The 25,032-nt window shown below is 60.8% G+C and carries 25 protein-coding genes; 20 read left to right on the top strand and 5 right to left on the bottom strand.

What is annotated here, in order from left to right:
* The first annotated feature begins 187 nt into the window (after positions 1-187).
* The 12 genes from ACMTA2_RS02450 to ACMTA2_RS02395 all read left to right on the top strand — a co-directional run bounded on the left by ACMTA2_RS02450 (position 188) and on the right by ACMTA2_RS02395 (position 12,432).
* The gene (locus tag ACMTA2_RS02450; protein ID WP_413793573.1) at positions 188-1,186 is read left to right on the top strand and encodes a D-cysteine desulfhydrase; all 999 of its coding nucleotides are present in this window, start codon (positions 188-190) and stop codon (positions 1,184-1,186) included.
* A gap of 301 nt (positions 1,187-1,487) precedes the next feature.
* Positions 1,488-2,288, top strand: a complete 801-nt coding sequence (tcyJ, locus tag ACMTA2_RS02445) for a cystine ABC transporter substrate-binding protein (RefSeq protein ID WP_123345641.1) — start codon at positions 1,488-1,490, stop codon at positions 2,286-2,288.
* Positions 2,288-2,953 carry a cystine ABC transporter permease gene (tcyL, locus tag ACMTA2_RS02440; RefSeq protein WP_413793572.1) on the top strand — a complete coding sequence of 222 codons (666 nt, stop codon included), beginning with the start codon at positions 2,288-2,290 and terminating at the stop codon, positions 2,951-2,953. The genes tcyJ and tcyL overlap by 1 nt, the downstream gene beginning before the upstream one ends.
* Before the next feature lie 3 nt (positions 2,954-2,956).
* Positions 2,957-3,718, top strand: a complete 762-nt coding sequence (tcyN, locus tag ACMTA2_RS02435; protein ID WP_413793571.1) for an L-cystine ABC transporter ATP-binding protein TcyN — start codon at positions 2,957-2,959, stop codon at positions 3,716-3,718.
* A 506-nt stretch (positions 3,719-4,224) separates the two neighbouring features.
* Positions 4,225-4,992, top strand: coding sequence for a hypothetical protein (locus ACMTA2_RS02430; protein ID WP_413793570.1), 768 nt, complete (start codon positions 4,225-4,227; stop codon positions 4,990-4,992).
* Between the two features lie 319 nt (positions 4,993-5,311).
* A complete protein-coding gene (locus tag ACMTA2_RS02425) occupies positions 5,312-6,553 on the top strand; it encodes an SfnB family sulfur acquisition oxidoreductase (RefSeq protein ID WP_413793569.1) in 1,242 nt (413 codons plus the stop codon).
* A gap of 23 nt (positions 6,554-6,576) precedes the next feature.
* Positions 6,577-7,770 carry an SfnB family sulfur acquisition oxidoreductase gene (locus tag ACMTA2_RS02420; RefSeq protein WP_413793568.1) on the top strand — a complete coding sequence of 398 codons (1,194 nt, stop codon included), beginning with the start codon at positions 6,577-6,579 and terminating at the stop codon, positions 7,768-7,770.
* Positions 7,770-9,128, top strand: coding sequence for an LLM class flavin-dependent oxidoreductase (locus ACMTA2_RS02415; protein WP_413793567.1), 1,359 nt, complete (start codon positions 7,770-7,772; stop codon positions 9,126-9,128). Before ACMTA2_RS02420 ends, ACMTA2_RS02415 begins: the two co-directional genes overlap by 1 nt.
* A gap of 37 nt (positions 9,129-9,165) precedes the next feature.
* Complete coding sequence (locus ACMTA2_RS02410) at positions 9,166-9,975, top strand: MetQ/NlpA family ABC transporter substrate-binding protein (RefSeq protein ID WP_413793566.1); 810 nt, start codon at positions 9,166-9,168, stop codon at positions 9,973-9,975.
* A 1-nt stretch (position 9,976) separates the two neighbouring features.
* Positions 9,977-11,101: a methionine ABC transporter ATP-binding protein gene (locus tag ACMTA2_RS02405; RefSeq protein ID WP_413793565.1), complete on the top strand. Its 1,125-nt coding sequence runs from the start codon at positions 9,977-9,979 to the stop codon at positions 11,099-11,101.
* Positions 11,091-11,735: a methionine ABC transporter permease gene (locus ACMTA2_RS02400; RefSeq protein WP_413793564.1), complete on the top strand. Its 645-nt coding sequence runs from the start codon at positions 11,091-11,093 to the stop codon at positions 11,733-11,735. The genes ACMTA2_RS02405 and ACMTA2_RS02400 overlap by 11 nt, the downstream gene beginning before the upstream one ends.
* A gap of 70 nt (positions 11,736-11,805) precedes the next feature.
* Positions 11,806-12,432 carry a class I SAM-dependent methyltransferase gene (locus ACMTA2_RS02395; protein ID WP_413793563.1) on the top strand — a complete coding sequence of 209 codons (627 nt, stop codon included), beginning with the start codon at positions 11,806-11,808 and terminating at the stop codon, positions 12,430-12,432.
* Positions 12,433-12,477: 45 nt separating this feature from the next.
* Here ACMTA2_RS02395 and ACMTA2_RS02390 read toward each other — a convergent pair whose 3' ends face one another.
* Complete coding sequence (locus ACMTA2_RS02390) at positions 12,478-13,053, bottom strand: transporter substrate-binding domain-containing protein (protein WP_413793562.1); 576 nt, start codon at positions 13,051-13,053, stop codon at positions 12,478-12,480.
* Positions 13,054-13,186: 133 nt separating this feature from the next.
* On the opposite strand from ACMTA2_RS02390, the gene ACMTA2_RS02385 reads away from it, so the two are divergent.
* Entirely contained in the window at positions 13,187-13,612 is a 426-nt protein-coding gene (locus tag ACMTA2_RS02385) for a DUF4399 domain-containing protein (protein WP_413793561.1), read from the top strand.
* A gap of 189 nt (positions 13,613-13,801) precedes the next feature.
* Here ACMTA2_RS02385 and serA read toward each other — a convergent pair whose 3' ends face one another.
* Positions 13,802-15,031: a phosphoglycerate dehydrogenase gene (gene serA, locus ACMTA2_RS02380; RefSeq protein WP_413793560.1), complete on the bottom strand. Its 1,230-nt coding sequence runs from the start codon at positions 15,029-15,031 to the stop codon at positions 13,802-13,804.
* A gap of 205 nt (positions 15,032-15,236) precedes the next feature.
* Between serA and ACMTA2_RS02375 the strand changes: the two genes are divergently transcribed.
* Together ACMTA2_RS02375 and ACMTA2_RS02370 are read left to right on the top strand one after the other, a co-directional pair.
* Positions 15,237-16,631, top strand: coding sequence for an FAD-binding oxidoreductase (locus ACMTA2_RS02375; RefSeq protein WP_413793559.1), 1,395 nt, complete (start codon positions 15,237-15,239; stop codon positions 16,629-16,631).
* A 42-nt stretch (positions 16,632-16,673) separates the two neighbouring features.
* Positions 16,674-17,339 (top strand): fumarylacetoacetate hydrolase family protein, encoded by a 666-nt coding sequence (locus tag ACMTA2_RS02370; protein ID WP_413793558.1) that lies wholly within the window; start codon positions 16,674-16,676, stop codon positions 17,337-17,339.
* Between the two features lie 50 nt (positions 17,340-17,389).
* Here ACMTA2_RS02370 and ACMTA2_RS02365 read toward each other — a convergent pair whose 3' ends face one another.
* Positions 17,390-18,337 (bottom strand): IS110 family transposase, encoded by a 948-nt coding sequence (locus ACMTA2_RS02365; RefSeq protein WP_413791447.1) that lies wholly within the window; start codon positions 18,335-18,337, stop codon positions 17,390-17,392.
* Positions 18,338-18,745: 408 nt separating this feature from the next.
* Between ACMTA2_RS02365 and ACMTA2_RS02360 the strand changes: the two genes are divergently transcribed.
* Together ACMTA2_RS02360 and ACMTA2_RS02355 are read left to right on the top strand one after the other, a co-directional pair.
* Positions 18,746-19,678, top strand: coding sequence for an SdiA-regulated domain-containing protein (locus ACMTA2_RS02360; protein WP_413793557.1), 933 nt, complete (start codon positions 18,746-18,748; stop codon positions 19,676-19,678).
* A 121-nt stretch (positions 19,679-19,799) separates the two neighbouring features.
* Positions 19,800-20,720, top strand: a complete 921-nt coding sequence (locus ACMTA2_RS02355; protein WP_413793556.1) for an SdiA-regulated domain-containing protein — start codon at positions 19,800-19,802, stop codon at positions 20,718-20,720.
* 66 nt (positions 20,721-20,786) lie between these two features.
* On the opposite strand, the gene rpiA is transcribed toward ACMTA2_RS02355, so the two are convergent.
* Complete coding sequence (gene rpiA / locus ACMTA2_RS02350) at positions 20,787-21,458, bottom strand: ribose-5-phosphate isomerase RpiA (protein WP_413793555.1); 672 nt, start codon at positions 21,456-21,458, stop codon at positions 20,787-20,789.
* Between the two features lie 168 nt (positions 21,459-21,626).
* Between rpiA and ilvA the strand changes: the two genes are divergently transcribed.
* Positions 21,627-23,141, top strand: coding sequence for a threonine ammonia-lyase, biosynthetic (gene ilvA / locus ACMTA2_RS02345; RefSeq protein WP_413793554.1), 1,515 nt, complete (start codon positions 21,627-21,629; stop codon positions 23,139-23,141).
* A 70-nt stretch (positions 23,142-23,211) separates the two neighbouring features.
* The gene (locus ACMTA2_RS02340) at positions 23,212-23,640 is read left to right on the top strand and encodes a DUF2269 family protein (protein ID WP_413793553.1); all 429 of its coding nucleotides are present in this window, start codon (positions 23,212-23,214) and stop codon (positions 23,638-23,640) included.
* Between the two features lie 104 nt (positions 23,641-23,744).
* On the opposite strand, the gene ACMTA2_RS02335 is transcribed toward ACMTA2_RS02340, so the two are convergent.
* Positions 23,745-24,401, bottom strand: a complete 657-nt coding sequence (locus ACMTA2_RS02335; protein ID WP_413793552.1) for a histidinol-phosphatase — start codon at positions 24,399-24,401, stop codon at positions 23,745-23,747.
* A gap of 143 nt (positions 24,402-24,544) precedes the next feature.
* Here ACMTA2_RS02335 and ACMTA2_RS02330 point away from each other — a divergent pair, with 143 nt between their 5' ends.
* Entirely contained in the window at positions 24,545-25,024 is a 480-nt protein-coding gene (locus tag ACMTA2_RS02330) for an RNA pyrophosphohydrolase (protein ID WP_003186867.1), read from the top strand.
* Positions 25,025-25,032 lie beyond the last annotated feature (8 nt).

The following is a 25,032-nucleotide window of genomic DNA, read 5'->3' as shown; positions in this document are numbered from 1 at the left end:
GTAAATACAGAGGCCAACTGAACCACCGCTATCGCGAGCAAGCTCGCTCCCACAGGTTTTTCCGGCGCTCACACATCATTCGTGCGCCCAATCCCGCGCTGGTTTACTTCCAAACAAATGATTGCCGGTTGCCCACGAATATCCGCGTGCCTATAGTCCGGACATCGCCTACAACCAGTACGGACCCATGATCAAACAACAGCTGGCCCGCTTTAACCGCCTTGAACTACTCGGCCATCCGACACCGCTGGAAAAACTCGACCGCCTCTCCACCTGGCTCGGCCGGGACATCTATATCAAGCGCGACGACCTGACGCCCCTGGCCATGGGCGGCAACAAACTGCGCAAGCTCGAATACCTGGCCGCCGATGCCATCGCCCAGGGCGCCGATACCCTCATCACCGCCGGGGCGATCCAGTCCAACCACGTGCGCCAGACCGCCGCCCTGGCCGCGAAGCTCGGCCTGGGCTGCGTGGCCTTGCTGGAAAACCCCATCGGCACCGAAGACAGCAATTACCTGGGCAACGGCAACCGGCTGCTGCTGGAATTGTTCGACGCCAAGGTCGAGCGGGTGGACAACCTGGACAACGCCGATGAGCAGCTACAGGCCCTGGCCGGTCGCCTGCGCAGCAACGGGAAAAAACCCTACCTGGTGCCGATTGGTGGTTCGAACGCCTTGGGCGCGCTGGGTTATGTGCGCGCCGGCCTGGAACTGGCCGAGCAAATCAAGGACACCGGAATCGAGTTCGCCGCCGTGGTGCTGGCCTCAGGCAGTGCCGGGACCCACAGCGGCCTGGCGCTGGCGTTGAGTGAAAGCCTGCCGGCACTGCCGGTCATTGGCGTCACGGTTTCGCGCAGCGAGGAAGACCAGTTTCCGAAGGTCCAGGGCCTGGCCGAGCGCACGGCCGCGTTGCTCGAAGTCGCCCTTCCGGAGGCCTTCAAAGTGAACCTGTGGGATGAGTATTTCGCCCCCCGCTACGGCGAGCCGAACGCCGGGACACTGGCGGCGGTCAAGTTGCTGGCCAGCCAGGAAGGGCTATTGCTCGACCCGGTCTATACCGGCAAGGCCATGGCCGGCCTGCTCGACGGCATGGGTCGCGACCGTTTCGACGAGGGCCCGATCATCTTCCTGCACACCGGCGGCGCACCGGCGTTGTTTGCCTATAACGCGGCGTTCGAGGCTTAGTGGAGACTTCTGTGGGAGCGAGCTTGCTCGCGATAGCGGTATGTCAACTGCATAAATTTCGGCCGATCCACCGTGATCGCGAGCAAGCTCGCTCCCACAAGCAGTCATTCCAAAGAGACATATACGATTGATTTAATATTATTTTCCAATCTATAAACGCCAACTTATAGTCTCGCCGCAGGCGCATTTGCCGCGAGACGCCCAGGCTGCTTTAGGGCAGGATGTGGCAATCTTTTCGGATCGCGGCTACGCCTTATCTCAGCCAAAATAACCGCTTCATAAGAAAACACAGGGGCTTGTCATGAATTTTTCCGCATTACGTCGCAACCTGTTGGTGGGTTCGCTGGGCCTGGCGTTGAGCGCCGGGCTGCTGGGGCAAGCGGTTGCCGGTGAGCAACTGCAGAAAATCAAGGATGCCGGTGAAATCAAGATCGGCCTGGAAGGCACTTATCCACCGTTCAGCTTCGTTGATGACAGCGGCAAACTGACCGGCTTCGAAGTGGAATTCTCCGAAGCCCTGGCCAAGGAACTGGGGGTGAAGGTCAAGCTGCAGACCACGCCATGGGCCGGCATCCTCGCGGCGTTGGAATCCAAGCGTCTGGACGCCGTGGTCAATCAGGTGACCATCTCCGAGGAACGTAAGAAAAAGTACGATTTCTCCGAGCCGTACACCATTTCCGGCATTCAGGCGCTGGTCCTGACCAAGAAAGCCGACGAGTTGAACATCAAGAAGGCCGCTGACCTGGACGGTAAAAAAGTCGGCGTGGGGCTGGGCACCAACTACGAACAATGGGTCAAGGCAGAAGTACCCGGCGCCCAGGTCAAAACCTACGATGACGACCCAACCAAGTTCCAGGACCTGCGCGTCGGCCGTATCGATACCATCCTGATCGACCGCCTGGCCGCGCTGGAATATGCCAAGAAAGCCAAGGACACCACCGTCACCAGCGAAGCCTTTTCGCGCCAGGAAGCCGGTATTGCCCTGCGCAAAGGCGAGCCTGAGCTGCTGGCAGCCGTGAACAAGGCCATCGAGAAGCTGCGCGCCGACGGTACGCTGAAGAAACTTTCGGAAAAATACTTCAGCGCTGACGTTACCCAATAATGGAAGCAGCTCTTCAACTCGCACTGGACTCCGCGCCCTTTTTGCTCAAGGGCGCGTACTACACGGTCATCCTCAGCCTGGGCGGCATGTTTTTCGGCTTGCTGCTGGGGTTCGGCCTGGCGCTGATGCGCCTGTCGAGCTTCAAGCTGGTGAACTGGATCGCTCGCATCTACGTGTCGTTCTTTCGCGGCACGCCGTTGCTGGTGCAGTTGTTCGTGATCTATTACGGATTGCCGCAGCTGGGCATCGAGCTGGATCCGCTGCCGGCGGCCCTGATCGGCTTCTCGCTGAACATGGCGGCCTATGCGTGTGAAATCCTGCGGGCCGCCATCAGCTCCATCGAGCGCGGCCAGTGGGAAGCGGCGGCGAGTATCGGCATGACCCGCGCCCAGACCCTGCGTCGGGCCATCCTGCCGCAAGCCGCACGCACGGCCCTGCCACCGCTGGGCAACAGCTTCATTTCCCTGGTCAAGGACACCGCGCTGGCGGCGACCATCCAGGTACCGGAGCTGTTCCGCCAGGCACAGCTGATCACCGCGCGAACCTTCGAAATCTTCACCATGTACCTTGCCGCCGCGCTGATCTATTGGGTTCTGGCCAGCGTGCTCTCGCACCTGCAGAACGTCTTGGAAGCCCGGGTCAATCGGCATGACCAGGAGTCCTGACCCATGATTGTCGTGGAAAAACTGACAAAGCAGTTCAAGGGTCAGGTGGTGCTCAACGGCATCGACCTGAAGATCGAAGAAGGCGAAGTGGTTGCGATCATCGGCCCCAGCGGCTCGGGCAAGACGACGTTCCTGCGCTGCCTGAACTTCCTCGAAGAACCTACCAGCGGCCGGATCAAGGTCGGCGACATCGAGATCGATGGCAGCCGCCCGCTGAACCAGCAACAAGGCCTGGTGCGCCGTTTGCGCCAGCAGGTGGGCTTCGTGTTCCAGAACTTCAACTTGTTCCCCCATCGCACCGCCTTGGAAAATGTCACCGAAGGCCCGCAGGTGGTTAAGAAAATCCCTCGTGCCGACGCCGAAACCCTGGGGCGCAAGCTGTTGGCCAAGGTCGGGCTGGCCGGCAAGGAGGACGCCTACCCACGGCGCCTTTCCGGTGGACAGCAACAGCGTGTGGCGATCGCCCGGGCGTTGGCGATGGAACCGGCGGTGATCCTGTTCGACGAGCCAACCTCGGCCCTCGATCCGGAGTTGGTGGGCGAGGTCCTGGCAACCATTCGCGGCCTGGCCGAAGAAAAACGCACCATGGTCATCGTGACCCACGAAATGGGTTTCGCCCGGGACGTGGCCAACCGCGTGGTGTTTTTCGACAAAGGCGTGATCGTCGAACAAGGCGAAGCCAAGGCCTTGTTTGCGGCCCCCAAGGAAGAACGCACGCGACAGTTCCTCAGCAAGTTCCTCTCTGCCGGAAACGGCAACCCGTAAAACAGTGCGATCACTTCCAGGGATGGAAGTGAAATCACCGCTCAACTAACACGGCAGCACCCACTTCCCCTCAACGACACAACTTGCAACTTCCCCTCTACAACTTCATTGATCACTTCATGTAGACAGCCGTTTACATAGAACTCTCGTAACACTTCCCGTCAGCCCGACCCTCTAGGCGTTAGTTGCCATACGCTGTTTCAAGTCCATTTCCAGAAACGACGCCCCTAGGAAACAGGCCTGCCGCGCTGCGCATTCTTGACTCGCACGCGTAGGATATTTCTGAAGCCTTTCACAATGAGTTATTAAGCAACTGCCTCTATTGACACTGAAACTATTGAACCCTTATCTAGTGTCCAACAGGCAATACGCGTTATTTATGTTCTGCACAGTCATCAAGCGCAGACAGCCTATAGGGCTGCACTCATGAAAAATATGTCGCGATGATCCCGCGCTTTTTGATCTTCGCGAAACGGACTTAGTTTTCAAGCATCAAGGAGAACACCATGACATGTAAGTCGAAGAGTCCTGAACTGGCCGCCCCCACGCTGGCCAATGCCCACCCGGCCGGTATCAACATCGCCAACGCCGCTCACCTGGAAGTCACCATTGCACCCTATCCCGGGATGGACGCCGGCGACCTGATCGAACTGTTCTGGGACAACTGCTACGTCGGCTCGCGTGCGCTGTCGCAGGCCGAAGTGTCGGGCCCCATCACCCTGCGCGTTCCGGAGAGCTTCATCGCCAACGGCAACTCGCACATCCATTATCGGCTGATGCAAGTTGGACGCGGGCCGGCGCTGTCAGCCAGGCAACAGGTGCAGGTGAAGCTCGATTGCCCCGGTGGCCAACCGTCGGCCCTGAGCGGCGACGAAAACCAGGGCCTGGCGCCCGTGCGCATTCCCGCCACCATCCGGCGCCAGGGGGTGAACCCGAACCAGATCAAGCGCGGCGTACCGCTGAGCATCGAGCCCTACCTGAACATGGCGGCCGGCGACGCCGTGACCCTGCGCTGGGGCGACGTGCGCATGGACCTGCCTGCACTCACCGCCAGCGACGTCGGCCAACCAATCAATGTCTGGGTTGCGCCGCAGGTCATCCTGGAAGCGGGGGAAGACCTGCGCCTTGAGGTGACCTACTGCATCCTCGACCGCGTGGGCAACAACTCCCTCTGGGCACCGCCACGGACGTTGAAGATCGGTTGCGTCAATCCGTACCTGAAAACACCGCCCAAAGAAGCCCTCATGGCGGCCGAGTCGCACCGACAAAAGTAAAAGACACTGGAAGGCTTCTGTGGCGAGGGGATTTATCCCCGTGGGGCGGCAACTCTGAGGGCCGCTCCGCAGCCCAGCGGGGATAAATCCCCTCGCTACACCATCACCCGGCAAAAGCCCTCTATTCATATTCCTAAAAGTTAGTTCAAAAAAGAATTACACGCGATTAGGGTATATAAACCGGACCACCGGACATTCTTGATTTTTGTTCGCCGCCTTCATCGCGGCGTTTCTTGAGATGTGAGGTGGGTATGGAACGAAACACAATCACCCCAGTGCGGTACGTCAAGGCACTGCCCGCAGCCACGGAGTGGCGGTAATGTCGGATCTGGCGCAAGCAAGGGTCCAGAGCGACCAGGACATCGCACCGCCGCTGTTGCCCGCACACGTGTTGCGCAACGATGCCGAGGCGATCAAAGCCGCCCATGAACTGGCGCAGGTCGCCCGCCAGCAAGCCGCCCGGCGCGACCAGCAACGCAAGCTGCCCTGGGCACAAATCGAGCAATTCACCCGCAGCGGACTGGGCAGCATCACCGTTCCGCGGGCATACGGCGGCCCGCAGGTTTCATTCGTCACCCTGGCCGACGTGTTCGCAATCATTTCCGCCGCCGACCCGGCCCTTGGACAGATCCCGCAAAACCAGTTCGGCGTGCTCCAGCTGATTCTCGGCACCGGCACCGAGCGGCAGAAAAAAAACCTGTTGCAGAGCGTGCTCGAAGGCTGGCGCATCGGTAATGCCGGGCCGGAACGCGGTACTCGCAATACCCTTGAGCTCAAGGCTCGAATCACCACTGACGGTGACGGGTTTGTCATCAATGGTCAGAAGTTCTATTCCACCGGCGCGCTGTTTGCCCATTGGGTCGCGGTCAAGGCGCTGAATGACGAAGGCCGCCAGGTGCTGGCATTCGTGCGGCGCGGCACCCCGGGCCTGCGGATCGTTGACGACTGGTCGGGCTTCGGCCAGCGCACCACGGCCAGCGGCACCGTGCTGCTGAACAATGTGCGGGTGGATGCCGAGTGGGTCCTGGACAACTGGCGCATCAACGAAACACCCGGCGTGCAAGGTGCGATTTCCCAGCTGATCCAGGCCGCCATCGATGCGGGTATCGCCCGTGGCGCCATCGACGATGCCATCGCTTTTGTGCGTGAACGGGCCCGGCCCTGGATCGACGCCAAGGTCGACCGAGCCAGTGACGACCTCTACGTGATCGCCGACATTGGCAAACTGAAAATCGAACTGCACGCCGCCGAAGCGCTGCTGCGCAAGGCCGGACAGGTGCTGGACCAGGTCAGTGCCGCTCCCATCACGGCGCAATCGGCCGCCCGCGCCTCGATTGCCGTGGCCGAAGCCAAGGTACTCACCACCGAGATCGCCTTGCAAGCCAGCGAAAAGCTGTTCGAGCTGGCCGGCAGCCGCGCCACCCTCGCCGAATTCAACCTCGATCGCCACTGGCGCAACGCACGGGTCCATACCCTGCACGACCCGGTGCGCTGGAAGTATCACGCGGTAGGCACCTATCACCTGAACGGCACCTTGCCAGCCCGGCATTCCTGGATCTGACGGCCCGACCTCTGGAGCAATACATGACGTTTTCCCACCACGTCGCGGTGATCACCAGCGATGAACAAGCCCTGATCGTGGCCAGTGACCTGGCCGATGACTTCAAGCGCGACAGCGCCCTGCGCGACCGCGAGCGTCGTTTACCGTACCCGGAACTGGAGGCCTTTTCCCGTTCTGGCCTGTGGGGCATCAGCGTGCCCAAGGCCTACGGCGGCGCCGCGGTGTCCAACGTCACGCTGGCCAAGGTGATCGCCTTGATCGCCCAGGCCGACGGCTCGCTTGGACAGATTCCACAAAATCACTTCTATGCCCTGGAAGTGCTGCGGGTAAACGGCAGCGAAGCACAGAAGCAACGTTTGTATACCGAAGTCCTGGCCGGCCAACGCTTTGGCAATGCCTTGGCGGAGCTCGGCACCCGGACCGCCCACGACCGTGTCACTCAACTGCGCCGCGATGGCGAGGGTTATCGCATCAATGGCCGCAAGTTCTACGCCACCGGTGCGATCTACGCCCAGCGCATCCCCACGTCGGTGGTGGATGAAAACGGCGTGCAACACCTGGCGTTCGTCCCTCACCACAGCAACGGCCTGACGGTGATCGACGACTGGAGCGGTTTCGGCCAGCGCACCACGGGCAGCGGCTCAGTGGTGTTCGAAGACGTGTACGTCGCCGCCGACGACATCGTGCCCTTCCAGAGCGCCTTCGAACGTCCCACACCGGTGGGGCCGCTGGCGCAGATTCTTCACGCCGCCATCGACACCGGCATCGCCCGCGCCGCCTATGAAGACGCCCTGCATTTTGTCCGCAATAAAACCCGCCCCTGGATCGACGCCACCAGCGACGTCGCCACCGAAGACCCGCTCACCCTCAAGAGTTTCGGCCAACTGAGCATCCGTCTGCACGCCGCCGAAGCCCTGTTGGAGCGCGCCGGTGAGTTTCTCGACCGAGCCCAGGCCGACACCCGGGCCGACACGGTCGCCGCTGCCTCGATTGCCGTGGCCGAAGCCCGTGCCATCAGCACCGACATTTCCCTGGCCGCCGGCAGCACATTGTTCGAATTGGCCGGCAGCCAGGCGACGCTGGCCGAACATGGCCTCGACCGCCACTGGCGCAACGCCCGGGTACACACCCTGCATGACCCGGTGCGCTGGAAATACCACGCGGTGGGCAACTTCTACCTCAACGATGAAAAACCGCCGCTGCGGGGGACGATCTGATGGCGGCCGGCAAGAAAAAAATCCTGCTCAACGCGTTCAACATGAACTGCATCGGGCACATCAATCATGGCCTGTGGACCCATCCCCAGGACACCTCGACGCAGTTCAACACGATCGAGTACTGGACCGCCCTGGCGCAATTGCTCGAGCGCGGATTGTTCGACGGGCTGTTCATCGCCGATATCGTCGGGGTCTATGACGTGTACCAACAGTCGGTGGACGTCACGCTCAAGGAGTCGATCCAACTGCCGGTCAATGACCCGCTGTTGCTGGTCTCCGCGATGGCCGCCGTAACGAAAAACCTGGGGTTCGGCCTCACCGCCAACCTGACCTACGAACCGCCCTATCTGTTTGCCCGGCGCATGAGCACCCTCGACCACCTGAGTCGCGGCCGGGTCGGCTGGAACATCGTCACCGGCTACCTGGACAGCGCCGCCAAAGCCATGGGCCTGGCGGCGCAAGTCGAGCATGACCGCCGCTACGACCAGGCCGACGAATACCTGCAAGTGCTCTACAAACTCTGGGAAGGCAGCTGGGAAGACGACGCGGTCATCAACGACCGGGAGCAGCGGATTTATGCCCGGCCAGAGAAAGTGCACAAGGTCCGGCACCAAGGCGAGTTCTATCAGGTCGAGGGCTACCACCTGTGCGAACCGTCGCCCCAACGCACGCCTGTCTTGTTCCAGGCCGGCAGTTCCGAGCGCGGCTTGCGGTTCGCCGGACGGCATGCCGAGTGCGTGTTCATCAGCGGCCAGGACAAACCGGCGACCAAGGCCCAGGTGGACAAGGTTCGCGCCAGCGCCGCCAGCGCCGGACGCAACCCCGGGGACATCAAGGTGTTCATGGGCCTGAACGTGATCGTCGGCGAGACCGAAGCAGCTGCCTGGGCCAAGCATGCCGAGTACCTGAGCTATGCCAGCGCCGAGGCCGGCGTGGCGCATTTTTCCGCGTCGACGGGCATCGATTTTTCCCAGTGCGCACTGGACGAACCGATCCAGTACGTCAAGAGCAACGCCATCCAGTCCGCCACCAAGACCTTGCAGAACAACGACTGGACCCGGCGCAAATTGCTCGAGCAACACGCCTTGGGCGGGCGCTACATCACGGTGGTCGGCTCGCCCGAACAGGTGGCCGACGAGCTGGAGTCCTGGATCGGCGAAACCGGCCTCGATGGTTTCAACCTGACCCGCATCGTCACGCCGCAAAGCTACGTGGACTTCATCGACCTGGTGATCCCCGAGTTGCAGAAACGCGGCTCGTACAAGACCGAATATGACAACGGCACCCTGCGCGAAAAACTGTTTCACGCAGAGGCTCACCTGCCCGAACAACACACAGGTTCGACCTACCGGCACTGACCCTGTGACTCATCCATCAATGACTGGAATACCCGACATGACCAAGCACTTCCTGACCCTGCCAGTCAAAACCCTGGCCCTGGCCCTCGGCCTGTTCAGCTCGGCACTGTTTGCCGCCGACGCACCGTTGAAGATCGGCACCACCGCCGCGTTCGCCATTCCTCTGGAGGCCGCCGTGGAAGAGGCCAGCAAGCAAGGCCTGAAGGTCGAACTGGTGGAGTTCAGCGACTGGATCGCGCCCAACGTCAGCCTGGCCTCCGGCGATATCGACGTGAATTACTTCCAGCACATCCCGTTCCTGGAAAATGCCAAGGCCGCCGCCGGGTTCGACCTGGTGCCGTTTGCGCCGGGGATCATCAACAACGTCGGCCTCTACTCGAAAACATACAAAAACTTCGACGAACTCCCAGAAGGCGCCAGCGTCGCCATTGCCAACGACCCGATCAACAGCGGTCGCGGCCTGCAACTGTTGGCCAAGGCCGGGCTGATCAGCCTCAAGCCGGGCGTCGGCTACAAGGCCACCGAAGACGACATCGTCGCCAACCCGAAGAAGCTCAAGGTCCTGCAGGTCGAAGCCGTGCAACTGGTGCGCGCTTATGAAGACGCCGACCTGGTGCAGGGATACCCCGCCTACATCCGCCTGGCCAAGACCTTCGATGCCAGCTCTGCCTTGCTGTTCGACGGCCTGGATCACAAGGAATACGTGATTCAGTTCGTGATCCAGCCCAAGAGCAAGAACGATCCACGGCTGATCAAGTTCGTCGACATCTACCAACATTCGCCAGCCGTGCGCGCCGCCCTGGACAAGGCCCACGGCAAGCTCTACCAAGCCGGCTGGGAAAGCTGACATGAACGCCGTCAACGCTCGACTTCGACAAGAAGCCCCCACGCCCCGAAGCGCCGGACACACCGAACTGCATCCAGAGCTCAACCGTGCCCATGTGCGCTTTATCGGCCTGGGCAAGACCTACAACGGCCGCCAGGGCCCGGTGGCCGCGCTGCAAGGTATCGACCTGACGATCCAGCACGGCGAAGTGTTCGGCATCATCGGCCGCAGCGGCGCCGGCAAATCATCGCTGATCCGCACCATCAACCGCCTCGAACAACCCACCAGTGGCCGGGTGTTGATCGATCAGATAGACATCGGCGAGTTCGATGAAGAGCGCCTGGCGGAGCTGCGCCGGCGCATCGGCATGATCTTCCAGCACTTCAACCTGATGTCGGCCAAGACCGTGTGGCAGAACGTTGAACTGCCGCTGAAAGTCGCCGGCGTGCCCAAGGAGCTACGCCAGCGCAAAGTCCGTGAGCTGTTGGAGCTGGTGGGGTTGCAAGGCAAGCACCAGGCCTACCCGGCGCAGCTGTCGGGCGGACAGAAGCAGCGCGTCGGGATTGCCCGGGCACTGGTGCATGATCCGCAGATACTGCTGTGCGACGAGGCCACCTCGGCCCTGGACCCGGAGACCACCCAATCGATCCTCGGCCTGCTGCGCGAGATCAACCAGCGGCTGGGCCTGACCATCGTGTTGATCACTCATGAAATGGCGGTGATTCGCGAAGTCTGCGACCGGGTGGTGGTGCTCGAGCAAGGGCGAATCATCGAGCAAGGGCCGGTATGGGAAGTCTTCGGCAACCCGCAACATGAGGTCAGTCGGACACTGCTGGCGCCGCTGCAACACGCCATCCCGGAAGAACTGCAAAGCCGCTTGCAGGTGCAACCAGCGTCGGCGGATGCGGCGACTGTGCTACGCCTGCAATTCACCGGCACAGATCATGATGAGCCGGATCTCGCCGCCTTGTTCAGCGCACTCGGTGGACGGGTGCGGCTGCTGCACGGCGGCATCGAGCGAATTCAGGGCCGCGGGCTGGGGCAATTGCTACTGGCCGTGAGCGGTTCGTCATGGGGCGCCGAGGAATTGCGTCAACGGGCGGGCCATTGGGCGCAACGGGCAGAGGTGCTGGGTTATGTGGTTTGATCGGTTGTTGCAGGGATTCATCGACACCTTTCTGATGGTCGGCGTGTCGTCGCTGATCGCGCTGCTGGCGGGCATCCCGCTGGCGGTGATCCTGGTGACCAGCGGCAAGGGCGGGATCTATGAAGCGCCGGCCTTGAACCGGGCCCTGGGCGCGTTCGTGAACCTGTTCCGCTCGATACCGTTCCTGATTCTGATGGTGGCATTGATTCCGTTCACCCGGCTGATCGTCGGCACCACCTATGGCGTGTGGGCCGCGGTCGTGCCGCTGAGCATCGCCGCCACACCGTTCTTCGCCCGCATCGCCGAAGTCAGCCTGCGGGAAGTCGACCACGGCCTGATCGAAGCGGCCCAGGCCATGGGTTGCCGGCGCTGGCACATTGTCTGGCATGTGTTGCTGCCCGAAGCACTGCCGGGCATCGTCGGCGGTTTCACCATCACCTTGGTGACCATGATCAACTCCTCGGCGATGGCCGGCGCGATTGGCGCTGGTGGGCTGGGCGACATCGCCTACCGCTACGGCTACCAGCGATTCGACAGCCAGATCATGCTCACGGTGATCGTGCTACTGGTGGCGTTGGTGGCAGTGATCCAGTTGGGCGGCGATCGCCTGGCACGCGGCTTGAACAAGCGCTGACTGGAGGAAGCAGTTGACCTGTGGATGTGCGGTATAGTCAGCCCAACGTTTCCCACCCAAGCCAATACCCATGAAGCACACCCGCAAAGACCTGCACGCCATCACCGCCACGACCCTGGGCCATTACAACGCCGTGGCAGAGAACTTCCGCGAAGGCACCCGCGACCACGATGTCAGCCAGAACATCGACGCCTTGCTGCGCCATATCCAGGGCCAGGCACCGCTGCACATCCTGGATTTTGGCTGCGGCCCGGGCCGCGACCTGCGCACATTCACGGCCATGGGCCATGTCGCGGTCGGCCTCGACGGTTCAGAAGAGTTTGCCCGGATGGCGCGCCAGGACAGCGGCTGCGAGGTGTGGCAACAGGACTTCCTGGAACTCGACCTGCCGGCCGGGCGCTTTGACGGGATCTTCGCCAACGCGGTGCTGTTTCATGTGCCCGTCCAGGAACTGCCGCGGGTGCTCAAGCAATTGCACGCCACACTCAAGCCCGGCGGCGTGCTGTTCAGCTCGAACCCTCGAGGCGAAAACCAGGAGGGCTGGAACGGCCAGCGCTTTGGTGCCTACCACGACCTTGCGGCCTGGCGCACATTGCTCACGGAAGCGGGCTTTGTCGAGCTGGAGCATTATTACCGGCCGGCGGGGCTACCGCGGGAGCAGCAGCCTTGGTTGGCGAGTGTCTGGCGCAGACCTTGAAGGCAGGCGGGTGGATGCCGAGCCCCATGGCGAGGGCGCTTGATTTCAGTTTTTCTCATCCTGCTTGCCCAACCACTTTTGCGACAACTGCTCCAGACGGCCGTCATCCTTGATACGCATCAGGGCGTTATCCAGGCTGGCCTTGAACGCCGGATTGCCCTTCTGGAACGGGATCACCAGGCTCGGCGCCGGGCCGCTCTTTTCTTCCGGTTGGAAAGACGGTGCCATGACCAACGGACGTTGCGGCGCCTCCTGGCTCGCCAGCAGTTGCGCATCCGGACGACTATAAGCCGCACTGAGGTCGAAACGTTCAGCCAGTTCCGGGGTCATTGCTATGTGGTTGATGGCGACGTCGTACTTGCCGCTCTCGACACCAGGCAGCAGGTCCGCGGCATCGGTGACAACGAAGTCGGGACGTACGTCGAGTTCAGCCGCGAGCATTTCACCCAGTTCCACTTCGAAACCGGTGAGTTTGCCGTCTTCCTTGAAGTTGAAGGGTGCGGTGTTGGCCTCGAGGGCGATGCGCAGTTCGCCACGGTCATTGATGTCATCGATCAGTTCGGCATGAGCCAGGGGGCTCAAAAGGGGTAGCAGGCAAATCAGGCCAGGCAGAAAGCGCATGGTCACTCCTTTGTATTTATACAAGCGACGCTCGTTTCAGGCTCGCTTTGCTATGGTTGTTGCAGGCTTCGACAACGATTGGTCATGAAGTTGTGATGGCCAGGCGGATTTCATGGAAAAACTGGAGAAAAAAATGAAAAGCTTTATGTCTCGTGCAGCGTTGGCCGGTCTGTTGCTGGGTGCCTCGATGCTGGCAACCGCCGCGACCCCGGCGCCCAAGGATGCGCAAGTGTTCATCGTTTCCCCGGAAGACGGCGCCACGGTCGCCCAGGAATTCAAGGTCAAGTTCGGCGTCAAGAACATCGCCCTGGCACCGGCGGGCGATATGACCAAGAACACTGGCCATCACCATTTGCTGATCGATGTCGATACCCTGCCCGCTGCAGGTGCGCCGATTCCAACCGACGCCAACCACATGCACTTCGGCAAGGCACAAACCGAGGCCACCATCAAACTGGCCCCCGGCAAACACACCTTGCAACTGATCCTGGGCGACTCCGGCCACATGCCATTTGACCCCTCGATCGTGTCCAAGAAAATCACGGTAGAGGTGAAGTAACCGTCCTGACTGACACGCCGTTTTTTGTGAGAGCGAGCTTGCTCGCGATAGCGGGGGGTCATCGATAGTGCTGTTGCTGACACGCCGTAATCGCGAGCAAGCTCGCTCCCACAGGGTCTTGATGTTGTGTCAGGCAAAAAAACGGGAGCCCTTTTGGGGCTCCCGTTTTTTATTGCAAGCCAGGCCTGCTTAGAACAAAACGCGGCAACGAATGGTGCCGTTGATGTGCTGCAGCTTCTCTTGCGCCAAGTCCGAATATTCGGCATCGACGTCGATCACGACGTAGCCGACTTTGTCGTTGGTTTGCAGGAACTGACCGGAAATGTTGATGCCGTTTTCGGCGAAGACCTTGTTGATCTCGCTCATCACACCCGGAATGTTCTCGTGGATGTGCAGCAGGCGGTGCTTGCCAGGGTGTGCCGGCAGGGCCACTTCCGGGAAGTTCACCGACGACACCGACGTACCGTTGTCGCTGTACTTGACCAGCTTCTCCGCCACTTCCAGGCCGATGTTGGCTTGGGCTTCAGCGGTGGAACCGCCGATGTGCGGGGTCAGGATCACGTTGTCCAGGCCACGCAGCGGGCTTTCGAAGATGTCGTCGTTGGAGCGTGGTTCCACCGGGAACACGTCGATGGCGGCGCCGATCAGGTGCTTGTCCTTGATCGCGTCGGCCAGGGCGTCGAGCTTGACCACGGTGCCACGCGCGGCGTTGATCAGGATCCCGCCCTTCTTGATCGCACGGATTTCCTTCTCGCCGATCATCCACTGGGTAGCAGCGGTTTCCGGCACGTGCAGGGTCACGATGTCGGACATGCCCAGCAGCTCGTGCAAGTCATTGACCTGGGTGGCGTTGCCCAGGGGCAGCTTGGTCACGGTGTCATAGAAGAACACTTGCATGCCAAGGCCTTCAGCCAGCACCGACAGCTGCGTGCCGATCGAGCCATAGCCGACGATACCCAGCTTCTTGCCGCGGATTTCGAAGGAGTTGGCCGCACTCTTGATCCAGCCGCCACGGTGGCAGGAAGCGTTCTTCTCAGGGATACCGCGCAGCAGCAGGATCGCTTCGGCCAGCACCAGCTCGGCTACGGAGCGGGTGTTGGAGTACGGCGCGTTGAACACCGCGATACCGCGCTCGCGAGCCGCGTTGAGATCGACCTGGTTGGTGCCGATGCAGAAGCAGCCCACCGCCACCAGTTTCTTGGCGTGGTCGAAGATCTCTTCGGTCAGTTGAGTACGGGAGCGAATGCCGATGAAGTGAGCATCGGCGATCTTTTCCTTGAGCTGGGCTTCCGGCAGAGAACTGGTGATGTACTCGATGCTGGTGTAGCCCGCCGACTTGAGGACGTCGACAGCCGATTGGTGGACGCCTTCGAGAAGAAGGAACTTGATCTTGCTCTTATCGAGAGAAGTCTTGCTCATCTGCGTAAACCTGTGTCCCGGAGAAAAATGGCAGGGAATCGGACAGCGCATGCTGGCCCGACCGGCGTGACAGCCGTCGCCGCAGAACAGCCGTTGGGCACTACGCTGCGGGGTCGGTATGCTAGCATACGCACCCCGCTAAACACTCATTCCTGCGACGTGAAGCGTTCTCAGGATGACCATGAATTGTTCGAGAGTTCTGTCGATGACCCATCCTGCCGTGATAGATGAGCTGAAGACCCTGGTTGAGCCTGGCAAGGTCTTGACCGATGCCGACTCCCTGAACGCTTACGGCAAGGATTGGACCAAGCACTTCGCCCCGGCGCCTTCGGCCATTGTCTTCCCTAAGACCACCGAGCAGGTCCAGGCCATTGTGCGTTGGGCCAATGCGCACAACGTCGCGCTGGTGCCGTCGGGCGGGCGCACCGGGCTGTCCGCCGCCGCCGTGGCGGCCAACGGCGAAGTGGTGGTGTCATTCGACTACATGAACCAGATTCTCGACGTGAACCTCACCGACCGCACCGCGGTCTGCCAGCCCGGCGTGATCACCGAACAGTTGCAGAACAAGGCTGAAGAACATGGCTTGTACTATCCGGTGGACTTCGCATCGGCAGGTTCCAGCCAAATTGGCGGCAATATCGGCACCAATGCCGGCGGAATCAAGGTCATTCGCTACGGCATGACCCGCAACTGGGTGGCAGGCATGAAGGTCGTTACCGGCAAGGGCGACCTGCTGGAGCTGAACAAGGACCTGATCAAGAACGCCACCGGCTACGATTTACGGCAACTGTTCATCGGTGCCGAGGGCACGCTGGGCTTCGTGGTCGAGGCCACCATGCGCCTGGACCGCGCACCGAAGAACCTCACCGCCATGGTGCTCGGCACCCCCGACTTCGCTTCGATCATGCCGGTGCTGCATGCCTTCCAGGGCAAGCTGGACCTGACCGCCTTCGAATTTTTCTCCGACAAGGCCCTGGCCAAGGTCCTCGGTCGTGGCGACGTACCGGCGCCGTTCGAAACCGAGTGCCCGTTCTACGCCCTGCTGGAATTCGAAGCCACCACCGAAGAAGTCGCCAACCACGCCCTGGAAACCTTCGAGCACTGCGTGGAACAAGGCTGGGTGCTGGACGGCGTGATGAGCCAGAGCGAAACCCAGTTGCAGAACCTGTGGAAGCTGCGCGAGTACATCTCCGAAACCATCTCCCACTGGACACCGTACAAGAACGACATCTCGGTGACCGTCTCCAAGGTCCCCGCCTTCCTGGGGGAAATTGACGCGATCGTCGGCGAACACTACCCGGATTTCGAAATTGTCTGGTTCGGCCATATCGGCGACGGCAACCTGCACTTGAACATCCTCAAGCCGGAAAACCTCAGCAAGGATGAGTTCTTCGCCAAATGCGCGACCGTGAACAAATGGGTCTTCGAAACCGTCGAGAAGTACAACGGCTCGATATCCGCCGAGCACGGCGTGGGCATGACCAAGCGCGACTACCTGACCTATAGTCGTTCGCCCGTGGAAATCGAATACATGAAAGCCGTAAAGGCCGTGTTCGATCCGAACGGCATCATGAACCCGGGCAAGATTTTTGCGATCTGATGCCTGAAAACACCTGATGAACCCCAGAAGCAGGAGTCGGTAATGAGCTATCAGCACCAGTATGTCGACGGTACACGTATTCATTTCCCGGTCGGAAAAGTGGTGTGCATTGGCCGCAACTACGCCGAACATGCCAAGGAACTGGACAACCCGGTGCCCACGGAACCTTTGCTGTTCATCAAGCCAGGCAGTTGCGTGGTGCCGTTGGAAGGCGGTTTCAGCATTCCCGCCGACCGTGGCTCGGTGCACTACGAGGCGGAAATCGCCGTGCTGATCGGCAAGCCGTTGTCCACCAAGCCCAGCGCTGAAGAAGTACTGGACGCCATCTCCGGCTTCGCCCCGGCCCTGGACCTGACCCTGCGGGACAAACAGGCCGAGCTCAAGGCCAAGGGCCTGCCATGGGAAGTGGCCAAGTCTTTCGACGGCGCGGCGGTGATCGCCCCCTTTGTTTCGAACGCCACGTTTGCAGACCTGACCGACATCCCCGTACGCCTGACCATCAACGGCGAAGTGCGCCAGGACGGCAACAGCAGCCTGATGCTCAACCCTATCGTGCCGATGATCCAATACATGGCCGGTTGCTTCTCGCTGCAGGCCGGCGACGTGATCCTCACCGGCACCCCGGCGGGCGTCGGGCCGCTGAATGCAGGCGACGAACTGGTCCTGGAACTGCCCGGGGCGAGCCGCTTCGAAAGCAGCGTTCGCTAACGGCTGATCTTTGTTCCCTTGTGGGAGATTCTATGGTTGAGGGAAAGCCCTCAAGCCGCGTTAGGTTGGTATTCGCTTTGCCCTTTCAGCAGAGCGAATACGATCCGAGCAAGCTTGCGAGCCAGCATTACCAACGCCTGAGTGGTAGTGAAACCGCGAGCTCTTTGCTTTTCATAGAAGCCTCTCCAGGCGGACGTGCGGCTAGCCGACATGGCGGCATTGTGTAACAGCCGACGGACTTCCGGGTCGCCTCGTTTACTCAAGCTACGGCGCCCATCTTTTTGTCCTGATTTCGACACTCGCAAGTCCATTCCCAAAAAGGCAATGAAGGCGTCTGAGTTTCTGAAATCCCCTCGTTGAAATGCCGTAAGCAAGCGGGCTCCGGTCAGAAATCCAATGCCCTCAACCTTCAAGCAACGGTTCAACTGACCCTGCAAACCGGCATCCCTCAGATGATCCTTGATCGTCTTCTCGATCAATGTCTCAAGCCTCTGCATGGCTGCAATTTGTTCGGCGAAAGCGGTCTTCAGCAGCGGCTCGTTAGCCCAGCTTTGTACCAGGGCCACTCGAGCCTGAACCAGGGCTGCGCGACGGCGGAAAAGGCTCAGGAGCTGGCGATACAGCGGAGATGGCGGGGTCCAGGGGTTAAGCTCATGCCCTTCGTTTTTCAGGTAACGGGCCAGCAGCTTGGCATCCAGCGCGTCAGTTTTGGCGCGGATTTTTACGCCTTCGCGGTAGTGATGCAGTTCATAACCGCCCACCATGTAGATCTCGCAGCCGGCCTCATAGGCCAGATCAGCGAATTCCAGGTGATAGATATTGGTCGACTCAATGGCTACAGCGACGGGGCCCGGCAATGCTTTCAACCACTTTTTGATGGCCGCTTTGTTGTTGGGAGTCGCCTCCAGTACGTCAAGTTCGGCGTGATAGATCACCAGTTCGTTCTTGGCGACATCCACGCCCACAATCGGCTTTGTGACAGAAACCGGCATTGCCATTGAAAATTCTCCGGGCTAAGGTTTGAACACTTGAAGGGTTCACCCAGAGGCGCAGGCTTGTTCCTATCGTCGGTTTAGGCCAGATGCATTCTTTATCGGCGCTTGGGTGAAAGGAGGAGGGGCGAAATCTCCCACGGTCTGTACTGCGGCTAACAGTCAGAATCGAGCCTTGTCCCTCCTCCTCCCTTCAAGTCCTACCATACAAGCGAGCTTGCTCGCGATAGCGGTGTCAGCCAACAGCCATGCTGAAGGTGATGGCCTCATCGCGAGCAAGCTCGCTCCCACGGGGTATACATGACGCATCTGCGATCATTTACCGTTTTTTTCACATGCCATCCGGATAATTCCAGGGAATGCGGCATCTGAGCCAGCCACTCCCCAGCCGAATTTTCTGGAATGCATCCCCCGATGGCCAAAACCCAAGCACTGCCTGCCACCCAACCTGCCCGCCGCTCTCGCTTCGCCCTGCCCTGGTATGCCTGGTCGCTGCTGGCAGTGGCCGCCGCCTATGGCCTGGCGTTTGCGATGCATTGGGACGACCGCGGCCTGCTTTGGCTATCGGAACACTTCCAGAGCCCGGCCCAACGCCAGGAAAGCATCTGGTTGCCGGACTACCGTGCCGTGATCGACGCCAAGCCGTTACCGGGCATGGAGAAGGACGAGGCGTCCGATGTGACCTATAACCCCCAGACCAAGACCCTGTTCGCGGTCATGGGCAAGAAGCCGTTCCTGGCGGAACTGACCCTGCAAGGCGACGTGCTGCGCAAGATGCCCCTGGTGGGCTGGAGTAACCCTGAGGGCGTAACCGCCATGGCCAACGGCCTGCTGGCGATTACCGACGAGCGTCAGCACACGCTGACGATCGTCCAGGTAAAGGCCGACACCCGCGAACTGAACAACACTGACTTTCCTCACTATGATTTGGGTGCCTCGGAAAACCAGAACAAGGGGTTCGAAGGGATCGCCTGGGACCCGCGCAACCAGCAACTGGTGCTCGGGGAGGAACGCCCGCCGGCGCTGTTCACTTGGAAAAGCGACGGCAGCCAACAGCTCAAGGGCGACAAGCAGATCCATGTCAGCAATGAATTGGACCTGCGCAACCTCTCGGCACTGGCGATCGACCCGCGCACCGGCCATACGCTGGTGCTTTCGGCCGATTCCCATTTGCTGCTGGAACTGGACGAAAAAGGCGAGCAGGTCAGCTTCATGACCTTGCTGGGGGGCTTCAACGGCCTGAAAGACACGATCCCTCGTGCCGAAGGCGTCACCATTGATGAGGCCGGCAACCTGTACATGGTCAGCGAGCCGAACCTGTTCTATCGTTTCGAAAAACAGCGCTGACAGCACTAACTCTGTAGGATAAGTCTTCCTTCGTTGTAGGGTGTGGCACACAGCCATTAAGTTTCAGTTCAGGCAGTCGTGGTATTTCCACTCACCTGTTCTCATCCGAGCCCACCCCAACATGCGTCGACTCGCCCGTCCCAAACCCTTGCTCCTTATATTGCTGACGCTGGCGCTGATCTTTCTGATCGGCGTCGGACAATACCTGCGCCTGTTCGAACGCGCCTGGTTCAACCTCAATACCTATTGGAAACCCATCAGCGAAGAAACCATCGCCCTGGACCAATACCGGGTCACGGTCGAAGCGCAGGTGATCGACGGGCTGGACGATGACGTTTCAGCGCTGACGTACGATCCGACCCGCAAAAGCCTGTTCACCGTGACCAATAAAAATGCCGAACTGATCGAGCTGTCGCTGGACGGCAAGATTTTGCGACGCATCGCCCTGATCGGCTTTGGCGATCCGGAGGCGGTGGAATTCATCAGCGAAAACACCTACGTCATCACCGACGAGCGCCAGCAGCGCCTGATCAAGATTCATCTGGATGAAGACACCCAATTCCTCGACGCCGCCGACGCCGAGCAGATGACCCTCGGCGTGCATATGCGCGGAAACAAGGGGTTTGAAGGGCTGGCCTACGATTCAGTGGGCAAACGCCTGTTCGTGGCGAAGGAACGCGACCCGATGCTGATTTATGAAGTGCATGGGTTTCCCCACCACAATCCGGAAAAGTCCTACGCGATCCACGTGATCAACAACCCCAAGCGCGATGCCGGACTGTTCGTGCGCGACCTTTCAAGCCTGCAATACGACGAACGCAGCGGCCATTTGCTGGCGCTGTCGGATGAGTCGCGGCTGATCATCGAGTTGGATATCGACGGCCGGCCATTGAGTACGCTGTCGCTGAGCAAGGGTCGCCAGGGCCTGCAGCAAACCGTGCCCCAGGCCGAAGGCCTGGCCATGGACGACGATGGCAACCTCTACCTGGTGAGCGAGCCGAACCTGTTCTATGTGTTCAAGAAGCCGCAGCCCGATCGATAAAAATCAAAAAACCTGTGGCGAGGGGATTTATCCCCTCGCCACAAGAGTGCCAGTCACAACATCGGGTCAAGCCTTGAGGGTCTTCACCCCTTCAGCGGTCCCCAGCAACAGCACATCCGCCGGACGCGCCGCGAACAGGCCGTTGGTGACGACACCCACGATGGCGTTGATCTGGCTTTCCAGCGCCACCGGATCGGTGATCTGCAAGTTGTGCACATCGAGAATGATATTGCCGTTGTCGGTCAGCACGCCCTCGCGGTACACCGGGTCGCCGCCCAGCTTCACCAGTTGGCGAGCCACGTGGCTGCGGGCCATGGGAATGACCTCCACCGGCAATGGGAACGCGCCGAGCACGGGCACCAGCTTGCTGGCGTCGGCGATGCAGATGAAGGTCTTGGCCACCGCCGCAACGATCTTCTCGCGGGTCAGGGCCGCGCCACCGCCCTTGATCAGGTTCAGGTGCGCGTCGCTTTCATCAGCGCCGTCGATGTAGAACTCCAGGTCACTCACGGTGTTGAGCTCGTAGACCGGGATCCCATGCCCCTTCAGCCGCGCGGCGGTGGCTTCGGAACTGGCGACCGCGCCGTCGAAGGCCCCCTTGTGCCTTGCCAATGCATCGATGAAGCAATTGGCCGTGGAGCCGGTGCCGACCCCGACGATGCTCTTGTCATCCAGTTTCGGGAGGATGAGATCGACGGCGGCCTGGGCCACGGCCTGTTTGAGTTGATCCTGGGTCATGCGGGCTCCGAAGGTGCCGAGAGGGAACGAAAGGCCGGCATTATAGGCGCCGAAGCGGCCTCGGTCATTGCCTGATTGGCACCGATCCCCTCGATTCGTGTGGTCGCCCGGCCAAAAGCCGGGTTAGACTCCTTGGCCCTGCCCAACCCCGCTCAGTGATGCTTTCCGATGCTTGAACAGTACGTCAAAAAGATCCTCACCTCGCGCGTTTACGACGTTGCCGTGGAAACCCCGCTGCAGACCGCTCGCCAGCTCTCCGAGCGGCTGGGCAACAGCGTCTTGCTCAAGCGTGAAGACTTGCAGCCGGTGTTCTCGTTCAAGATTCGTGGCGCCTACAACAAGCTGACCCAGCTCAGCGACGAAGAACGCGCCCGTGGCGTGGTCACGGCTTCGGCGGGCAACCACGCCCAGGGCTTGGCCCTGGCGGCCAAGGTGCTGGGGGTCAAGGCTACCATCGTGATGCCCAAGACCACCCCGGAAATCAAGGTCGAAGGCGTGCGCTCGCGCGGCGGCAAAGTGGTGCTGCACGGCGACTCGTTCCCCGAAGCCCTGGCCTATTCGCTGAAACTGGTGGACGAAAAGGGCTACGTCTACATCCACCCGTATGACGATCCCCACACCATTGCCGGGCAGGGCACGGTGGCGATGGAAATCCTGCGCCAGCACCCTGGGCGCCTGGATGCGATCTTCGTCCCGGTGGGCGGTGGCGGGCTGATTGCCGGGATCGCGGCCTACGTGAAATACCTGCGCCCGGACATCAAGGTCATCGGCGTCGAGCCCGACGACTCCAACTGCCTGCAAGCGGCCATGGCCGCGGGCGAGCGCGTGGTCCTGCCCACCGTGGGGCTGTTCGCCGACGGCGTCGCCGTGGCGCAGATCGGCCAGCACACTTTCGATATCTGTAAACACCATGTGGACGAAGTGATCACCGTCAGCACCGACGAGATCTGTGCCGCTATCAAGGATATCTACGACGATACCCGCTCGATCACCGAACCTGCCGGTGCCTTGGGCGTGGCCGGGATCAAGAAATACGTCGAGTCACGGGGCATCACCGGCCAGACCCTGGTGGCCATCGACTCCGGCGCCAACGTCAACTTCGACCGCTTGCGCCACGTCGCCGAGCGCGCCGAGCTGGGCGAGGGCCGCGAAGCGATCATCGCCGTGACCATTCCCGAGAAGCCGGGCAGCTTCAAGGCGTTTTGCGAAGCCGTCGGCAAGCGCCAGATCACCGAATTCAACTACCGCTACAACACCGGCAGTGAGGCGCACATCTTCGTCGGCGTGCAGACCCACCCGGAAAACGACCCGCGCAGCGCCTTGATCGCCAGCCTGACCGAACAAGGCTTCCCGGTGCTGGACCTGACCGACAACGAACTGGCCAAGTTGCACATCCGCCATATGGTCGGCGGGCATGCGGCCCATGTCATCGACGAAGTGGTGCTGCGCTTCGAATTCCCCGAGCGCCCCGGCGCGCTGTTCAACTTCCTCAACAAGCTGGGGGGACGCTGGAATATCTCGATGTTCCACTACCGTAACCACGGCGCAGCAGACGGCCGCGTGGTCGCGGGGCTGCAAGTGCCTCACGATGAACGCCACCTGGTCCCGGCCGCCCTGGAAGAAATCGGCTACCCGTACTGGGATGAAAGCGATAACCCGGCGTATCAGCTGTTTCTGGGGTGAGCCCGTCAGCAGCGCCGGACACCTCGCCACAGAGGCTAAGCTGCTGAGCAAGCCATAAGGAAATCGAACGATGGAAACGTTGACTGCGTTGAAGATTGCCCACGTCCTGGCCACCGCCCTGCTGTTGGCGGGCGCCCTGGGGCTGTCCGTCTGGGTTTGGCGCACGCGCCGCAACGGCGATGGCACGGCGCTCGCGCGTACGCTGCAACGTCCGCGGCTGTTCATCTGGCTGGCGATGATCCTGGCACTGGCGAGCCTGCCCGTCACCGGCTGGTGGATGGTTCATCAAGTCGGCTGGCCGCTGGGGCAGACCTGGCTGCTGGCTTCCAGCGTGCTCTACACCTTGGCGGCGCTGGCGGGGTTCTGGCTGGTGGTGCGGCTGAACAAAATGCGCAAGGCGCCGACGGCGGGCAACGGCAGGTTCACCTTTGCCCTGGCGCTGTTCAGTGTTGTCTGCTTTATCGCCATTGCGGGGTTGATGGGGGCCAAGCCGGTTTAATATCTGGGACCGGATTGGCTTCATCGCGAGCAAGCTCGCTCCCACAGGGGATTTGCGTCGATCACACAACCTCTGTGGGAGCGAGCTTGCCCGCGATAGCTGTTTCAGCCGCGCAGGCTGATCACCGGCCAACCCCGCTTCTGGGCCTCGGCCCGCAGGTTCGGATCCGGATCCACCGCCACCGGATTCGTCACCACCTCCAGCAACGCCAAGTCATTCATCGAGTCACTGTAGAAGTAGCTGTCCTCCAGCGAATGCCCGGTCTCTTCCAGCCAACGGTTCAACCGGGTCACCTTGCCCTCGCGGAAACACGGGACGTCGGTGCTGCGCCCGCTGTAGCGCCCGTCGATCATCTCGCACTCGGTGGCGATCAGGGTTTCGACACCCAGGCGCTCGGCAATCGGCCCGGTGACAAACCGGTTGGTGGCGGTGATGATCACCAGCTTGTCGCCAGCGTCACGGTGTTTTTCCAGCAATTCGATGGCCTGGGGCAAGACGATCGGCTCGATGCAGTCGCGCATGTAGTCCAAGTGCCATTGGGCCAGCACGTGCATTTCGGTACGGCCAAGGATTTCCAGGCAAAAATTCAGGTACTCGGCGTTGTCGAGCTTGCCGGCCAGGTAGTCCTGGTAGAACGCGTCGTTGCGTGCCTTGTACGCGACAGCATCCAGGAAACCGCGCTCGCACAGGTAATCGCCCCACGCGTGGTCGCTGTCGCCGCCCAGCAAGGTGTTGTCCAAGTCGAATAAAGCCAGCCGCATTGCAGTTACTCGCTGAAAAATCTGAAGAAAGGCGTCCAGAATACGGACTTTTCACAAGAGTGCACATAAGCTAGGCGGGTTCGTTGCTGCTTTCACAACCTTTGTGGAACAATGCGGCGACATGCGTTTGCGAGGTTGTTGCCGTGATCGATCCCGATGGTTTCCGTCCCAATGTGGGGATCATTCTTACGAATGATGCTGGGCAGGTGCTATGGGCACGCCGTATCAATCAAGACGCCTGGCAGTTTCCCCAGGGTGGGATCAACCCCCAGGAAACGCCGGAAGAGGCCTTGTACCGCGAGTTGAATGAAGAAGTGGGGCTTGAGCGAGAAGATGTCGAAATACTCGCCTGCACCCGCGGCTGGTTGCGCTATCGTTTGCCGCAACGCCTGGTCAGGACACACAGCCAACCGCTGTGCATCGGCCAGAAGCAGAAATGGTTTCTCCTGCGCCTGATCTCCAACGAGCAGCGGGTGCGGATGGATTTGACCGGTAAACCGGAGTTCGATGGCTGGCGCTGGGTCAGCTATTGGTATCCGTTGGGCCAGGTGGTGACATTCAAGCGCGAGGTGTACCGACGCGCCCTCAAAGAGCTTGCCCCGCGCCTGCTGACGCGCGACTGACGACGGAG

Source organism: Pseudomonas medicaginis (genome assembly GCF_965119365.1).
In the GTDB taxonomy this organism is placed as follows: domain Bacteria; phylum Pseudomonadota; class Gammaproteobacteria; order Pseudomonadales; family Pseudomonadaceae; genus Aquipseudomonas.
This window is presented reverse-complemented; position numbering and strand designations above follow the sequence as displayed.